Origin of the sequence: Maribacter sedimenticola (assembly GCF_900188415.1) — a bacterium.
Lineage (GTDB): Bacteria > Bacteroidota > Bacteroidia > Flavobacteriales > Flavobacteriaceae > Maribacter > Maribacter sedimenticola.
Map to the genome: position 1 here is coordinate 1 of NZ_FZNV01000009.1, position 16780 is coordinate 16780.

Sequence of the window (16780 nt, forward strand, 5' to 3'; positions counted from 1 at the left end):
ATAACGTTGACGATGCGGATAATGTAATCGGAAACGAATACAATACAGGAAGTGGAATTACGAATGGAACTCTGGAAATCACGGATGGTGGTGGAACGGAGTCGGTAAACTTAATAAGTACAAACGCAGACAATGATCTTGCTTTTGGAACGGACGGGGCATTATATTTAAATGTTGCTTCGGTTACAATATCAGAAACCATTACCACTTTGGCGGATAACGGGGATGGAAGTTTTACCTATACCAATGAAAATGGAGCACCGGTATCATTCCAGGCATCCACGATCACGGATAATGGCAATGGAACATCTACCATTGGTTTAGCCGATGGAGGAACCATTACGGTGGACAATGACGGAGTGGATAACGTAGATGATGCGGATAACGACCCTACTAATGAAAATCAAACAGTAAGTGCTGGTACGGGAATATCTGTCAATCAAGTTGGTCAGAATTTCGAGGTGACCAATACGGCACCTGACCAAACAGTATCGATTGCAGATGGCGGCAACGGTAACGTAACGGTTGGTGGTACGTATCCAAATTTCACTATCGATGTACCTGACGCCACGGTAGATACTGACGACCAGGACCTGTCGAGTGCTGTGGTCACTGCTAATGAGAGTGTCGAGATACAGATCACGGACGGTAACAATACAACGATAGATATTAGGGATGCTGATAGCGATGCTACTAATGAATATAACACGGCCTTCGGGATATCAGGGAGTAACCTGAGGTTGACCGATGGCGGTGGCAACCTTGATGTACCGTTATCTTCGCTTGGTACAGACGAGCAGGACCTGTCGAGTGCCGTGGTTACTGCCAATGAGAGTGTCGAGATCCAGATCACCAACGGTAACAATACGACGATAGATATCCGTGATGCGGATAGCGACCCAACCAACGAGAACCAGACGGTAAGTGCTGGTACGGGAATATCTGTCAATCAAGTTGGTCAGAATTTCGAGGTGACCAATACGGCACCTGACCAAACAGTATCGATTGCCGATGGTGGCAACGGTAACGTAACGGTTGGCGGTACGTATCCAAATTTCACTATAGATGTACCTGACGCCACGGTAGATACTGATGACCAGGACCTGTCGAGTGCTGTGGTCACTGCTAATGAGAGTGTCGAGATACAGATCACGGACGGTAACAATACAACGATAGATATTAGGGATGCGGATAGTGACGCTACCAATGAGATACAGGATCTTCAGTTCACCGGTGGGGTAATTAGTTTGACTGATGACCCCGGTGCAACCACAATAGACCTGAGCAACTACGATACGAACGCATCGGATGATTTTGACGGACAGTGGAGCAGCCTAACGGGAGTGCCTGCAGGTTTTGCGGACAATGTGGACAATGTGGACGATGCGGATAATGACGCTACGAATGAATACAACACGGCCTTTGGGATATCAGGGAGCAACCTGAGATTGACCGATGGCGGTGGCAACCTTGATGTACCGTTATCCTCGCTTGGTACAGACGAGCAGGACCTGTCGAGTGCCGTGGTTACTGCCAATGAGAGTGTCGAGATCCAGATTACCAACGGTAACAATACGACAATAGATATCCGTGATGCGGATTCAAGTACTACAAATGAAATTAATACGGCATTTAACGTTGCCAGTGGTAATTTAAATATTACGGATAGTAACGGTACATTATCAGTACCATTAAGCAGTATAGATACGGATGACCAAACCCTAACACTTACTGGTAATACTTTGGCTATTTCTGAAGGTAATTCTGTAAATCTTAGTGGATTTGCAAATACTGATAATCAAAATTTATCCAATACGGTTATTACCCCTAATGAGAGTGTAAGGGTGAATATTTCCGGCGGTACCAATACGACCATTGATATACGTGATGCGGATTCAGATGCAACCAATGAGTATAATACGGCCTTCGGGATATCAGGGAGCAACCTGAGATTGACCGATGGCGGTGGCAACCTTGATGTGCCGTTATCCGCATTGGGAACTGATGAGCAGGACCTGTCCAGTTCGGTTGTCACTGCAAATGAGAGTGTCGAAATCCAGATTACCAATGGTAACAATACTACGATAGATATTAGGGATGCGGATTCGGATCCTTCAAACGAAATTCAGGTCTTAAGTAGATCCGGTACCACGTTGTTATTATCTAATGGTGGAGGTTCGGTATCTATTGCGGATAACGATAATAATTCTAGCAATGAAATTCAAACCTTGACTTCAACGGATGGGTCAGTAACCATAACACCAAGCGGTATTAATTACAATTTATCCGTCCCTGCTGTGGAAGAAACAGTTGTAACTGCAGGAACAGATATAAGTGTTACAGGTGATGGTAGTGCGGCTACACCATATGTAATCAGTAATACCAGGCCAAATATTTTTTACCCACCATCTATTGCCGTAGATGTGGCAACGACCGGTACTGGTAGAACAATAGATTTACATGCAGAATACCTTGCACAATATGGTACACCATCAGTGGCAAGTGCGGGTGCGCCGGCAGCAATTCCTACATATGCCAATAATGAATTGTATTATTATGTTACGTACTATGATACTACGGTATTTGCCAATGTAAGTGTAAATGCACTTGGGATAATGTCCTATGATGTAATATCCACGCCAACAGATTACAATACATTGATAAACGTTGTATTTGTAGCCCAATAGAATGTTGGTTAAAGTATAGATCCCAAACGAATTTGAAAAAAATAGCTATATATAAGTTTATTGTTCTCAGCATTGTTACCACAGTGCTGGGAACATTAGCATCTCACGCTCAGTTTCTGTTGCAGGCACCTACGGATAGCGATCAGCATAATTTTCGTTGGTATGAAGCTTCCGACACCTCCACGATACTGGCAACGGATTCTTTTTATGAAGTAACTCGGCCCGGTATTTATTTTGCCACATATGATGGTACTTTGTGTGGTTCCAACGCCACAGGTTATTTTATAGTTACGGATTGTAATAATCCAGATAATGAGGTGACTATGGATATTACGTCAAATGTTTCGGCGGCCGCTACGGTAAGTTGGAATCCGCCATTAACAGGAGATCAATTAAGGCCAATGGTGATTGCCACGGATGCTGTAGTAAAATATACGGCTACGGTAACAAAAGCAGGTAATACATTTAGTCTACCAAATTTCACGGTGGTATGTTTACCTGAAGCTGCGGATTTGGAAGATGATATCGTAACGACAGATGAGGAAATTCCTGTTAATATAGCTATTTATGATAATGATGCGGATTTGCCAGATGTAGGGTCGTTAACCACTACAGATCCTGCTAACGGTACGGTCACAATAGAAGATGGAGGAACACCTAATAATCCTTTGGATGATGTGGTCACCTATACCCCGGATGTGGATTTTAATGGAACCGACAGTTTTGAATATACCATATGTAATGCCTATGGTGATTGTAGCACGGCTACGGTTACCATAGACGTATTGCCTATTTTAGATACCAATGATGATTCTATAGCGATAAACATTAATGAAATAGATGTTATAGATACGTGGCCAGCAAATGATAATGATTTACCTAATAACGGTACGTTCAGTGTTACCCAGCCAAGTAATGGATCGGTTACCGTAGATGATAACGGAACACCAGATAATCCGTCAGATGATATACCTACATATTTTCCTAATAATAATTATTTGGGTACAGATGATTTTGAATATACGGTATGTGATTTAAACGGGAATTGTGATACCGCTACCATTACAATTTTAATCAGTCCTTATGGTGTTGATTTGGATAGTGATGATGATGGTATTGTGGATAGTTTTGAAGATTTAAATCTTGATGGGGATAATGATCCATCTACTAATCCTACTGATAGTGATGGAGATGGTTTTCCAGATTATTTGGATATAGATAGTGATGGTGACGGTATACCTGATAACGTTGAAGCGCAAACTACTGCAGATTATATTCCGCCAACTGGCATGGATGTAAATGGTAATGGTATTGACGATGCTTATGAGGTAAATGGATTAACAGGTATATTCCCTATTGATACTGATGGTGATAACTTGCCCGATTATTTAGATGAGGATAGTGATAATGATAATGTGCCCGATATTATTGAAGGGCATGATCATAACCAGGATGGAATTGCCGATGTGGTTAGAATTGGTTCTGATAAGGACGATGATGGATTGGATGATGGTTTTGAAGCATCTATTATAGTTGATGTGGATGTCAACGATGAAATTAATGACCCTTACAATGATTTGCCAAATACTGATGGCGATGAAGAATCTGACTACAGGGATACCGATGATGATGATGATGGTATTGCAACTATTGACGAAGATGTAAACCTTAATGGAAATTATTTGGATGATGATTCCGATGAAGACGGCATTCCTAACTATTTGGATTCAGATTTAGGTGAATTTGAAGAAGAAATTGAAGTTTTCAACGTTATTACACCTAATGGTGATGGTATCCATGATGTATTGCGTATATCTGGATTGCAAAATTACCCTAACAATACTTTAAAAATATATAACAGATGGGGTGTTGCCGTGTACATGACAAAAGCCTATAATACAGAAGGCAATGTATTTGATGGTACTTCGGAAGGTAGGGTTACAGTAGATGTAGACCGTAAATTACCGGTAGGTACATACTTCTACATTTTAGATTATGAATTGCCAAACGGTGAAATTAAAACACTTTCTGGATACATATATATAAATAGATAATAATGTTGATGAGGTATAAATTTTTGGAATACATGCATATCAAAAAAACAGTCCAGTTATTGGCTTTGTTATATGGTATGTTTTCCTTTGGGCAACAAGATGCGCAGTATACCCAATATATGTACAATACGGTAAGTGTAAATCCTGGTTATGCAGGTTCTAGGGGGCATATCAGTATTGCGGCATTACATAGATCACAATGGGTTGGCCTGGACGGAGCGCCAACGACCCAAACATTTAATATCCATTCGCCCATTGGTTACAGGGGAGTTGGTTTAGGTTTTTCCATAGTTAAGGATAAAATAGGCCCCACAACGGAAAATAATTTTGATATAGATTTTTCCTATACTATATGGACATCCGAAGTTGGTAGGGTCAGTTTTGGATTAAAGGCCAGTGCCCATTTATTGGATATCAGGTTTTCAGAGTTAAACCAATATAGTTCCGATCCCACATTACAACAGGATATAGACAATAGGTTGTCGCCTAATGTTGGTGCGGGTGTTTATTACCACACCAATAATTACTATTTAGGCCTATCGGTTCCACGATTACTGGAAACCACTCATTTTCAGGAAGAAAACCTATCTACCGCCAAGGAACAAATGAATCTTTATTTGATTACAGGATATGTATGGGATCTTAACGAGTTTTTAAAATTCAAACCTACAATATTGACCAAATTGGTTCGTGGCGCACCTTTACAGGTAGATTTGTCCGCCAACTTTATGCTGAACGAAAAATTTATTTTAGGAGCTGCCTATAGGTGGGATGCGGCATTCAGCGGCATGGCCGGATTTAATGTTTCAAATAAGTTTTTGATCGGTATTGCCTATGACAAGGAAACTACTGAATTGGGCAATGCATCATTCAATGATGGTTCTTTTGAGGTGATATTCAGATATGATTTTATTTCTACTAAAAATAACTTGAAATCACCAAGATTCTTTTAAACGTTGGTTGCTATTAACGAATTATTATAGGCCTTCTCTTTCGTAAAATAAGTTAAACCCCTTATTTTTACTAAATGAAGGAAGAAGAAGTAATTCTTGTAAATAAGGAGAACGAACAAATTGGTACTATGCCCAAAATGGAGGCTCATGAAAAGGCGTTGTTGCATAGGGCGTTTTCAGTTTTCATTATCAATGATAAGGGGGAAATTATGCTGCAACAACGTGCGGCATCCAAATACCACTCTCCTTTATTATGGACCAATACATGTTGTAGTCATCAACGAGTAGGGGAAAGCAATATAGATGCCGGTAAAAGAAGGTTGCAGGAAGAAATGGGTTTTCAGGCAGAGCTGGAGGAACTTTTTTCATTTATTTATAAAGCCCCTTTTGATAATGGACTTACAGAACATGAATTTGATCACGTTATGTTGGGAAATTATAATGAAGAGCCAGACATAAATCCGTTAGAGGTAGAGTCATGGAAATGGATGTCACCAGAACTTGTAAGGCAGGATATTGCCAAAAACCCTGAAGAATATACAGTATGGTTTAAAATTATATTCGAAAAATTTTACCAACACTTATTTAAGTTAAACTGAAAGAAATGAAGGTAAAAGTTAGTAGAAAGGCCCATTTTAACGCGGCACATAGACTGTATAGAAAGGATTGGGACGAAGAAAAAAATTCAGAGATTTTTGGTAAATGTAATAATCCAAATTTTCACGGTCACAACTATGAATTAATTGTAAGTGTAACCGGAGAAATTGATAAGGCAACTGGCTTTGTGATGGATATGAAGATTTTAAAGGATTTGATCAAGGAAGAAGTAGAAGATTATCTTGATCACAAAAATTTAAACATAGAAGTTCCGGAATTTAAAAGTTTAAATCCAACAGCAGAGAATATTGTCGTAGTAATATGGAATAGGTTGAGGCCACATATTATAGACACCCATGAACTGGAGGTTGTACTTTATGAGACTCCTAGAAATTTTGTTACATTTTCAGGGTAATTCTTCTAGCCGTTATATGATAGGGAAACTTTCTACGTTGTAACAAAGATCGTATCAATTAAAATTTAAATCTATGAATATCTATCCTTTAAAATTTAAGCCCATTTTGAAAGAAAGGCTATGGGGAGGTACTAAATTAAAAGAGGTTTTAGGTAAACCAATAGAAAGTGATATTACCGGTGAAAGCTGGGAATTATCTACGGTAAAGGGTGATGTTTCGGTAATTGCCAATGGGGAATTACAAGGCACATCCTTACAGGAATTGATAGAAACCCATGCAGAGGCATTGCTTGGTAAAAATGTAGTAGATCGTTTTGGGACGGAATTTCCAATTTTAATAAAGTTTATTGATGCCAAGCAAGATTTGTCCATACAATTACATCCTAACGATGAATTGGCCAAGGAAAGACATAATTCTTTTGGTAAAACAGAAATGTGGTATATCATGGATGCGGACCCAAATGCAGAATTGATCGTAGGTTTCAATAGAAATGTATCAAAAAAGGAATATGCGGAAAGTATTGAAAATGATACGTTGTTAGACTTGTTGAACTATGAACAGGTTAAGGAAGGGGATACATTTTTTATTAATACGGGAAAAATTCATGCTATAGGGGCAGGGGTAATGTTGGCAGAGATACAACAGACCTCAGATGTTACCTATAGGGTGTTCGATTTTAATAGAAAGGATAAGGAAGGCAATCTTAGGGAGTTGCATACGGAATTGGCTTTGGATGCGGTAGATTATGAAAAGAAAGATGATTTTAAGGTACCATATTCTAAGGAATTGAATAAAATGCAATCTATGGTTGATTGCCCTTATTTTAAAACCAATTTTATAGAACTTGCCCAAGATGTAGTCTTGAATACCAAAGAAAGGGATTCTTTTACCATTTTTATGTGCGTTGGAGGTAAGGCAGTCGTTAAAACGGCTGAAGGGGAAGTCCAGATAGTAAAAGGGGAGACAGTACTTTTACCGGCAATGACAGATAAAATAGAATTGTTGTCTTCAGGAGCAAAATTATTGGAAGTCACTATTTAACGGTAAAAAAGCTTACAGCAATTCTAAAATTGTATTTTTGCAAAAAATAAATAGTAATGGCAAGTATTAAAAATTTAAAAAAAGATATTAATAATGTTCTTGGTGACATTATAGAAGGTGTTTATATAGTCGATGCGGCTAATGGCAATAGTACTTCTAAAGAAGGAGCGGCTATCATTGACAATGCAATTGATGCTTTTGATGAGCTTATTGCAGAAGTGAACAAGCCAAATGTGGAAAATAAAAAAGCCCATTTTCAATCCGTACGAAAGGATTTGGAAGTAAAAGCTTCTAAATTGGTAGAGGACTTAAACAAATTGTCCTAATCAAGATTAAAATAGTTGAACCAAAAAAAGCATCCCTTTATATGAGGATGCTTTTTTTATTTTAGATTATTTTATTTGTTCAAGAGTTGCGCAAGCTCTTTACCATATTTGGAATTGGCAACTTCTTCAGACAATGATCCATAAATAGAATCTAAATATTTTTTATTGGCATCTGGAATTTCCTTCACTGCAATATAGGGTGCAATAAAAGATGTTTTATTGTTCAATGCAAAATTGATAGAATATGCATATCCCCTTTGGGTATTTCTATTGCTAATATTCTGTAAGGAATCTATACTTATTTGTGCCAATTCATTCTCCGGCCTTGCGGCGGCCATCATGATTTCAACATTCTTCTTGTTAATATTGGACATTGTTTTTCTGTATTCCTCCAATTTTTCATGACTTTCTGACCCGGTTATTTTGGCTGTGGTATCAAAAGTATTCCAATCTGTCTGTACGGTAACGGTCCCCGGTTCGGCAAAAAGGGTTATCCTGTCGTTAATATCATTGTTATCTTTTTTATCCAAATATAAATAGAATATTTCAGGACTGTTAAGTTCCGTTTGCATTGTAAATTTACCATCACCTTTTATAGTAACAGAATCTACGGAAACCAAGATAGAGTCAGGAATATGCTGTAAATAAACGGTACCTTTTTTAAGTCCCTTGATATTACCGGTTACGGTTAATGTATCCTTTTGGTTATCGCCACAAGAATTGAGTGCAAATAGGGCGATTAAAGCATAAATGTAATTTTTCATTGGATAAATTTAGGGCGCAAATATCTGTAAATTTTAGTAGATATGGGAGCCATGAAAGTATTTTGTTCGTAAAATAGGGATTATAATGCAGATGCAATTTCCATTAAATAGGCGCATAGCAAGGCCCCACCGGTACCTACTACATAACCCAATACGGCCAACAGTACCCCAACTGAAGTAAGCGATGGGTGAAACTCGGCTGCCACTACGGGTGCAGAGGCCGCCCCACCAACATTTGCCTGACTACCGACTGCCAAAAAGAAATAAGGGGCTCTGATCAGTTTTGCCATAAGAATCATTAGTCCGGCATGAATGGTAATCCAAATAAATCCTATAGCGATTAGTCCGGGGTTTTCAAGCACCTTTCCAAGGTCCATTTTCATTCCTATTGTGGCCACTAGGATATAAATAAACATGCCCCCGATCTTGCTTGCACCGGCTCCTTCATAATTTTTGGCTTTGGTAAAGGACAGGGCTATTCCAATGGTAGTGGCAATAACCACCATCCAAAAGAAACTTGAACCCAAGAACGATAAAAAGCTCTTCTGGTCTTTTACAGCTTCTACGTTCTCATTTAAAAAAGTACTGATATGGTCGCCAAAAAAATGCGCGGCCCCAACAGCGGCAAAGGCCAATGATAATAATATCATGTAATCTTGCAATGTAGGTACTCTGGTAATTTTTTCGGTAAACGTAGAGACTTTTATCTTTAACGTCTCAATGGCAGAAGTATCCGCTTTCAACCAAGTATCTATTTGTTTGGTCTTGCCAACGCCCAAAAGTACGATAGCCATCCAAACATTGGCTACCACAATATCTATTAGGACCATACCTCCATATTTTTCAGGATTATACTGAAAAATTTCTAGCATGGCGGCTTGGTTGGCCCCTCCACCGATCCAGCTACCGGCTATAGTGGATAGGCCTCTCCATATGGCATCAAAATCATTACCGCCTACGGTTTCCGGTGAAAATATGGAAACGATCAAAATTGCTAGTGGCCCACCAATAATAATTCCTACACTACCGGTCAAGAACATAATGATCGCTTTTGAGCCCAGATTTGATATGGCCTTTAGGTCAATGCTCAGGGTCATTAATACCAAGGCCGCAGGCAATAGGTATCTACTGGCCATAAAATACAAATTGGATAATTCGTCTGAGATAATTCCCGTACTTGTTAGTATGGCCGGTAGTAAATAGCACATTAGTACCGCGGGTACTACGCTATAAAATTTCCCCCAAAATCCATTTTTTAAACTTGATGTATAAAAGATAAAACCTAGACAAAGTGCAAGTAGACCAAAAACTACGGTATCATTGGTAATAATTGGGTGGGTAAAAAGTAGGTACATAGTTAAGTTGGTAAGTTTTGTATTCAAATATACTTAAAATACCAGGTGATTCTTTATAAAATGGGCTACACCGTCCTCAGTATTTTTTAAGGTTATGTGGTTGGCAATGGCCTTAACTTCCTCTCTGCCGTTAGCTACGGCCACACCGCATCCTACATGTTCCAGCATTTCTATGTCGTTATAATTGTCGCCAAAGGCGATTACATCATCCAATTCTTCTCCCTTGTTTAAAAGTGAACGAATTGCGGTCAATTTGGAAACTGCCTTAGGCGCTATTTCTATTAAGGTGTCATTAGACCGGTAGAGATTTAGTTCATTGCCAAAAGTATGGGCCAATTGTGGCATTAACCGATCTGCACTTTCTGGTGTACACATCAGCATTATTTTATGTGCACCTAATTGTCTTTGCTCCCAATTGGATAATGTGGTTGTTGTTTCTTGAAAGACAGGTGTAGTCTTGGTATATTTTATTTCTTTTTCTACCCTTTCCGAAATGTTGGGCACATACCATTCATTGTTATAATATAATCCCATATCGGCATTGAGCTCAAAAGTAAGTTCATGTATTTTTTGAAGTACGTGTACCGGGATAAAAACAGATAAGATTTCTTGATTTCCATAACGTATTAAAGCGCCATTATAGCAAATAATAGGTTGGTCCGTAATACCTAGGTTCTCTTGTATATAATACATACCGTTTGGCATTCTCGCCGAAACCAATATAATCCTTGTGGTGTCCTTGATTCGCTTTATTTGGGATATTGTAAAGCTGGAAACATTGCTCTTGGTAGACAATAGGGTGCCGTCCAGGTCAGAACATAATATTTTATAATTCATTTTAAATATTTAACCAATAGGTAAGTTTAAGATTGATCGACCTGAATTTTGGTTCAAAAACGTTGACAAAATAATTATCATTGTATACGATAAATAAATCTGATAAAGGAGCAAAGCGCCATTGTAACCTAGAGTTAAAACCTAGGTTATCACGTTGATTGCTATATTGGACCAAGGTTGACCAAAATATAGATTTACTTAATGTTACATCTATTTTAGGACTTATAAGCCATATATCTGCACTAGAATAGGGTGCAGGCAGGGTAATCTTATCATAATTGGCCTTCATGATTAAAAATACCTTTGGCTGAAATCTTAGATACATTTCTCCCTGAACGGAAAATCTATCGCCGTTAAAAAAACTACCATAGGAAGGTTCAACCTTGAATCCAAATCTTTTTCTTCCATCAGATTGGTATTCTATGGATACGTTATTGTAATGATAGCCTACTTCACTGGGTAGTGCTACGGCGCCGTCTGTATTGGTTGGGTCAAATTCATCCAGTAGATAGGTATAAGAATGGCTATAGCCAATATTTATTTCAGATTGGTCTTTAAACTTGGATTCCCAAGCTCCCATTAGATCATAATCTGTTTTGGTGAAGTTGGTGTCAGGACTCCAGGTAATTACGGGAAAAAATTGAAAGCTATGGGTTTGCAGTGCACTGTTCTCTGGCCAGAATATACGTTCGATCATAGTGGCACTTTTAAAAATATCCGTTCTACGGATAAATCCAAGATCGGATCTAAAATCGTTGCCCAAATAGACTAGGTCTTCAAAAAAGTTCCAATTTCTGGAATTGTACTGTAAAAACGCTCCAGTTGACAAATCCTTGGAACCGGCATTATGGGCAAAGGATTTATGCACGTAGAATTTGCCGTTCCACACATTATTGTCAGATATAAGATTGTAATCTACACCCGCTACACGGTTGTACCGGTCTTCCGGGGCCTGAAAATCATAATCTTTAAACGTTTCCCTATTTATAAAGAACATACCAATGTTGGAGCGGCCAAACACCGTTTGCTGCAGGGCAAACATGGTGTTGTTGTTAGAGGCAATGTTCATCTCCAGGTCTTCTTCTGTCTGTAGGTTTAAAAAGCCCAACCTTAGGGATTTATTTACTTTGCCGCTTAAGCGTACTCCGCCTATAATTTTATTTTCTATGGAATTGTCCGCCGTATCCTTGGCAATCCCTATTCTTCTTGAGAAAAATGGATTGGCATCCCTACCGCCGCCAAAGCTCCCAAAAAGGTCACTGTTATCAATAAAGAATTGTCTTTTTTCAGGAAGCGATACCTCAAAGCGGGTCAAGTTGGTTACTTGGTCATCAACTTCTACTTGGGAAAAATCTGGATTTACGGTTACATCAAGATTCATACTGTTGCCAATAGGGATTTTGACATCACCTCCTACCTTAATAGTGGTATTGGTCTCATTAAGTTCAAAATCTTCTTGGGCAATGGTATTGATATAAGGGATAAAGGCAAGGGGCGTTCTATAGTTTCCCAAAGGGTTTTCAAAAATCATATCACCCATGAAAGTAAGGCCATAGATATTTTGGTTTTGGGGAATATTCATCCAAGTACTGTTTTCGTTGGATTGGGTATCAAAACGATAACTGTTGAACCTCCACTTGGTCTCACCTTCCTTAAATTTAAAAGCGGTTAGGGGTATGACCATTTCTGAAGTATAATAACCATCATAGATTTTTGAATCTCCTTTCCACTTTACGTCCCATGAAATTGTGAATCCGTTTAAATTGAGTCCGCCACCGGAAACCAACCCCTCTCTACGTACCCCATACGGGTTAATACCAAAAAGAAAAGCATTGTTGCCGTCATTGAAGGTATCGAACAAAAGGGTGATATTGTCGCTATTGCCGGCCCTAAAATCTCTCTTTAAGGATTGTATGGCGTAATCGTTCCCAGCTGTATAAACGGTAATGCCTACATAAAGGTTGTCATTGTCATAAAGCATTTTAATTTCGGTCTGCTTAGTGGCCTGTATGGAATCTAATGGGAAATATTGCCAAAAATTAGTTGCAGGTACTGCAGTGTTCCACTGGGGCTCGTCAAGGATACCATCCGGTTCTATTTGTGTATTGACTTGTTTGACAACAAATGATTTAATGATGTCTTGAGCCTGAATTTGAAAGAAAAAAAGTAATAGCACAATAGTGCTTATATACCTGGTCATTTAAATGGTGGTTAGATGGTAGACCAAATTTAAGTTTTTGTTTCGTTAAATAAATGCTAAACTTAATCGGGTTTCTTGTCCTTGGGCTCCCGTTTGGCCTCTTTTAGGCATTTCATCAACATCCATTCAATCTGGCCATTAGTGCTACGGAATTCATCTGCCGCCCATTTTTCAATGGATTTCAACATATTTTCATTAATACGTAATGCAAATGGCTTTTTTTTACTCATACAACAAGAAAGCTGATACTATTTTCAATGTGTTTTCTTTGATTTCAATGTGCATATTAATGGTTCAACGTACCCGTGTTCACTATTGGCGCAACATCCTTGTCAGAACAAAGCACGACCATTAGGTTGCTTACCATAGCAGATTTACGTTCATCGTCCAAAGCTACCAAATCTTTTTTACTCAACTCTTCCAATGCCATTTCCACCATGCTTACCGCACCTTCTACAATTTTATGCCTTGCCGCAACAATTGCAGTTGCCTGCTGACGTTTAAGCATGGCATTGGCAATTTCCTGTGCATAGGCCAAATAGCCTATCCTTGCTTCTAAAACTTCTATACCTGCCATTGAAAGTCGTTCTTGGACTTCTTGTTCCAAGGCTTCGCTCACCTCATTTACACTAGATCTTAAGGTGATATCCTCATCAAGACCTTCATCTGCAAAGTTATCATAAGGATACATGCTTGCCAATTTGCGTACCGCGGCATCTGTCTGTACGCGTACAAAATTTTGATAATCATCAACATCAAAAGCCGCCTTATACGTATTGGTAACCCGCCATACCAGTATAGTACTTATCATAATAGGGTTTCCCAATTTATCATTGACCTTTAACCGCTCACTATCAAAATTACTGGCACGTAAGGATATTCTTTTTTTGGTAAACAAGGGATTAGCCCAAAAAAGGCCATTCTCCTTGATGGTACCAATATATTTACCAAACAACAACAGCACCCTTGAACTATTTGGATTGACTAAAACGAAACCTGTACACATGATCAAAGCCGCAACAATCATTAGAACGCCAACGTAAATTTTAAGAAGCGCAATTCCGCCAAATAACAATACAAATACTACGGCTAACATAACATAACCATTTTGGGCCTTATGGGTTTTTTCTACTTTCATGGGATATGATATTAAAATGATATCATAAATATATCAAATTAATTTCAATAAATGGTTGCTGTAGCATTATTTATGTCTTTAGGATTAACCGTTGAATTTTTTGGTCTTCTTTTTATTGGGATTCTTAAACAATCGTTTAAAAAAACCGTCTTTTTTAATCGGGTCGCAATCCAATGCGTTCAATACCTCTTGTGAAGGGTTGGGGAACTTGCTTTTTGTATAAGGGTCAAAATCTTTTTTCTTATTCAATTGTTGCATCCAAAGTCCAAACAAAGGCAGTGCGGCATTTGCTCCTTGACCTATACCTGTATTGCTAAAGCCTATTTCATGCTGGTCAAGGCCAACCCAAGTTATATGTACCAATTTTGGCATTAAGGCTACGAACCAAGCATCCTTATTGTTTTGTGTTGTACCCGTCTTGCCCGCAATATCGTTTTTGAGTCCGTAGGTAGTTCTCAATCTGCTTGCAGTTCCTGAATTAATGGTAGATTTCATCATTTCTATCATGGTTTGTCCCGTTTCTTTTGAAAAGGCGGCCTTTTCCTCAATAGTAGAATTAAAATCAGCCAAAATGGAATCTTTTTGATTGGTAATTCTTTTGATCAGCAATGGTTTGGTTGATTTGCCATTATTGACAAAACTCGTATAGGCCTGTGCTAGTTCTAGTATATTGATTTCCCCGGTTCCTAAGGCAATAGATGCTTCATTGGGCAATTTTTCTGAAATACCCATGGATTTTGCCATTTTTATGACGTTGCCAATACCTGCTTTTTCCAAGACTTTAACGGCAACAGTGTTTACGGAATTACTAAGTCCTTCTTCCATGGAATAATTAAGGTAAGCTTCATCTTTATTGCCAGAATTGCTTGGTGACCAACCTTTTAAGTTGTCATATTGGACTTCTTCCGCAGAAAAATAAGTGCAAGGTATTATACCTTGTTCCAAAGCTGTCGTGTAGACAATAGGTTTAAACGTGGAGCCAACCTGTCGCTTACTTTGAGAAATATGGTCAAATTTATACTGTTTAAAATTTATACCGCCAATCCATACCAAAACCTCACCATTAGTTGGGTCTACGGCCAAAGAACCTGTATTTAGAAATTTTGTGTAATGACTAATACTGTCCATGGTAGACGCTTTTACATCCTTGTCACCTTGCCAACTGCCCAAGGTGCGTATTCTGTGGTCATTGGATAGGCTATCTATTATTTGTCCATGTGATAAACCATTCTTTTGTAATCTTTTATAGGTATTGGTTCGTTTTGCAATTTTTTCCATCAGTCCCTTATCCTTTAACCATGGAGCACGGTTGCCGTAACTTTTTTCAAAATCGGCCTGTAATTTGCCCATGTGACCAACCAAAACATCTTCGGCAATTTGTTGCATCTTATAGTTAAGGGTGGTATAAATCTTTAAACCTGAAGTATAAATGTTGTAGTCTAAACCATTGGTTTTTTGATCGGAAATCCATTGCAACATTTCTTTTCTAACCTCTTCCCTAAAATAAGGGGCCGTACCAGCATTGTAATCAAATTCGCGATAATCTAACTGCAAATCTTCTTTTAGAAACTTTGTTTTAGCCTCCTCTGATAGATAGTTGTTGGTATACATTGCCGTTAAAACTAAATTTCTTCTATTAATGCTTTTTTCGGGAAATAACCTTGGGTTGTAGCCGTAGGTGGCTTTTAACATCCCCACCAAGGTGGCAGCTTGTGGAACAGTTAAGTCTTTGGTTCTGGTATTATAAAATTTTAGTGCGGCGCTTTCAATACCAAAGGTATTATCACCAAAAGATACGGTATTTAGGTAATGGGTCAGAATTTCATCTTTGTTGAAAATACCTTCAAGTCTTTTGGCAATGATCATTTCCTTGACCTTATCTACGACTAAGTTGGTGTGGTTGCGTTCTTTTCTAGGATAAAGGTTTTTTGCCAATTGTTGAGATATGGTACTACCGCCCCCGGATGCATTGTCCCCCATTAGTACCGTTTTGAATGCTACCCGTATTAGGCTTTTATAGTCAACACCAGAATGTTCATAAAAACGCTCGTCCTCTATGGCAATCAATGCGTGTCTTAAATGTTCGGGGAATTCATTGAACGTAACGGGTTGCCGGTCATATAGATAATACTTGCCTATTAATACACTGTCTGCCGTAAATACTTCAGAGGCAATTTGATATTGAATGGTTGACAATTCTTCCTTAGAGGGCAACTTTCCCCATAGCCCAATCTGTACACTACCAATAAAAAGGAGAATAAATGCTATGAGGCTTAATAGGGTATATCCAACTATTTTAAAAAAGCTGTGTTTGCGTTGAGGTTTTTTGAGCGATTTTTTTTTCATTGATGCAAGTTCTAATATAAATTTAACCTTACCGAAGTTTTAACAATACCTTAAAATTTGAAATCC

General features: G+C 38.5%; 14 protein-coding genes. 7 read left to right on the forward strand and 7 right to left on the reverse strand.

The window, feature by feature from the left end; all coding sequences use genetic code 11:
- The 7 genes from CHB68_RS18635 to CHB68_RS16665 all read left to right on the forward strand — a co-directional run.
- A partial coding sequence (locus CHB68_RS18635) for a beta strand repeat-containing protein (protein WP_179213224.1) occupies positions 1 to 2687 on the forward strand: 2687 nt, incomplete at its 5' end.
- 32 nt (positions 2688 to 2719) lie between these two features.
- On the forward strand, positions 2720 to 4741 hold the full coding sequence (locus CHB68_RS16640; RefSeq protein WP_317043836.1) for a T9SS type B sorting domain-containing protein: 2022 nt from the start codon (positions 2720 to 2722) through the stop codon (positions 4739 to 4741).
- Between the two features lie 32 nt (positions 4742 to 4773).
- The gene (locus CHB68_RS16645) at positions 4774 to 5694 is read left to right on the forward strand and encodes a PorP/SprF family type IX secretion system membrane protein (protein WP_089262932.1); all 921 of its coding nucleotides are present in this window, start codon (positions 4774 to 4776) and stop codon (positions 5692 to 5694) included.
- Between the two features lie 74 nt (positions 5695 to 5768).
- Positions 5769 to 6293: an isopentenyl-diphosphate Delta-isomerase gene (gene idi, locus CHB68_RS16650; RefSeq protein WP_089262747.1), complete on the forward strand. Its 525-nt coding sequence runs from the start codon at positions 5769 to 5771 to the stop codon at positions 6291 to 6293.
- Between the two features lie 5 nt (positions 6294 to 6298).
- Complete coding sequence (locus CHB68_RS16655; RefSeq protein ID WP_089262749.1) at positions 6299 to 6706, forward strand: 6-pyruvoyl trahydropterin synthase family protein; 408 nt, start codon at positions 6299 to 6301, stop codon at positions 6704 to 6706.
- 79 nt (positions 6707 to 6785) lie between these two features.
- Complete coding sequence (locus CHB68_RS16660; protein WP_089262934.1) at positions 6786 to 7748, forward strand: type I phosphomannose isomerase catalytic subunit; 963 nt, start codon at positions 6786 to 6788, stop codon at positions 7746 to 7748.
- A 56-nt stretch (positions 7749 to 7804) separates the two neighbouring features.
- Entirely contained in the window at positions 7805 to 8074 is a 270-nt protein-coding gene (locus CHB68_RS16665; RefSeq protein ID WP_089262751.1) for a hypothetical protein, read from the forward strand.
- Positions 8075 to 8145: 71 nt separating this feature from the next.
- On the opposite strand, the gene CHB68_RS16670 is transcribed toward CHB68_RS16665, so the two are convergent.
- From CHB68_RS16670 to CHB68_RS16700, 7 genes are all read right to left on the reverse strand, one after another.
- Positions 8146 to 8838: a DUF4369 domain-containing protein gene (locus CHB68_RS16670; RefSeq protein WP_089262753.1), complete on the reverse strand. Its 693-nt coding sequence runs from the start codon at positions 8836 to 8838 to the stop codon at positions 8146 to 8148.
- 80 nt (positions 8839 to 8918) lie between these two features.
- On the reverse strand, positions 8919 to 10193 hold the full coding sequence (locus CHB68_RS16675; RefSeq protein ID WP_089262755.1) for a DUF819 family protein: 1275 nt from the start codon (positions 10191 to 10193) through the stop codon (positions 8919 to 8921).
- Between the two features lie 33 nt (positions 10194 to 10226).
- Complete coding sequence (locus CHB68_RS16680) at positions 10227 to 11030, reverse strand: Cof-type HAD-IIB family hydrolase (protein ID WP_089262757.1); 804 nt, start codon at positions 11028 to 11030, stop codon at positions 10227 to 10229.
- A gap of 1 nt (position 11031) precedes the next feature.
- Positions 11032 to 13230 carry a DUF5916 domain-containing protein gene (locus CHB68_RS16685; protein ID WP_089262759.1) on the reverse strand — a complete coding sequence of 733 codons (2199 nt, stop codon included), beginning with the start codon at positions 13228 to 13230 and terminating at the stop codon, positions 11032 to 11034.
- Between the two features lie 62 nt (positions 13231 to 13292).
- On the reverse strand, positions 13293 to 13460 hold the full coding sequence (locus tag CHB68_RS16690) for an Arc family DNA binding domain-containing protein (protein ID WP_089262761.1): 168 nt from the start codon (positions 13458 to 13460) through the stop codon (positions 13293 to 13295).
- A gap of 56 nt (positions 13461 to 13516) precedes the next feature.
- A complete protein-coding gene (locus tag CHB68_RS16695) occupies positions 13517 to 14368 on the reverse strand; it encodes an SPFH domain-containing protein (RefSeq protein WP_089262763.1) in 852 nt (283 codons plus the stop codon).
- 84 nt (positions 14369 to 14452) lie between these two features.
- Positions 14453 to 16714: a transglycosylase domain-containing protein gene (locus CHB68_RS16700; protein ID WP_089262765.1), complete on the reverse strand. Its 2262-nt coding sequence runs from the start codon at positions 16712 to 16714 to the stop codon at positions 14453 to 14455.
- Positions 16715 to 16780: the final 66 nt, after the last annotated feature.

Excerpts from the sequence above, each read along its gene's own strand:
- CHB68_RS16675 (WP_089262755.1), bottom strand. The coding sequence starts at position 10,193 with ATGTACCTACTTTTTACCCACCCAATTATTACCAATGATACCGTAGTT.
- CHB68_RS16665 (WP_089262751.1), top strand. The coding sequence starts at position 7,805 with ATGGCAAGTATTAAAAATTTAAAAAAAGATATTAATAATGTTCTTGGT.
- CHB68_RS16700 (WP_089262765.1), bottom strand. The coding sequence starts at position 16,714 with ATGAAAAAAAAATCGCTCAAAAAACCTCAACGCAAACACAGCTTTTTT.
- CHB68_RS16680 (WP_089262757.1), bottom strand. The coding sequence starts at position 11,030 with ATGAATTATAAAATATTATGTTCTGACCTGGACGGCACCCTATTGTCT.
- idi (WP_089262747.1), top strand. The coding sequence starts at position 5,769 with ATGAAGGAAGAAGAAGTAATTCTTGTAAATAAGGAGAACGAACAAATT.
- CHB68_RS16695 (WP_089262763.1), bottom strand. The coding sequence starts at position 14,368 with ATGAAAGTAGAAAAAACCCATAAGGCCCAAAATGGTTATGTTATGTTA.
- CHB68_RS16685 (WP_089262759.1), bottom strand. The coding sequence starts at position 13,230 with ATGACCAGGTATATAAGCACTATTGTGCTATTACTTTTTTTCTTTCAA.
- CHB68_RS16690 (WP_089262761.1), bottom strand. The coding sequence starts at position 13,460 with ATGAGTAAAAAAAAGCCATTTGCATTACGTATTAATGAAAATATGTTG.
- CHB68_RS16645 (WP_089262932.1), top strand. The coding sequence starts at position 4,774 with ATGCATATCAAAAAAACAGTCCAGTTATTGGCTTTGTTATATGGTATG.
- CHB68_RS16655 (WP_089262749.1), top strand. The coding sequence starts at position 6,299 with ATGAAGGTAAAAGTTAGTAGAAAGGCCCATTTTAACGCGGCACATAGA.
- CHB68_RS16670 (WP_089262753.1), bottom strand. The coding sequence starts at position 8,838 with ATGAAAAATTACATTTATGCTTTAATCGCCCTATTTGCACTCAATTCT.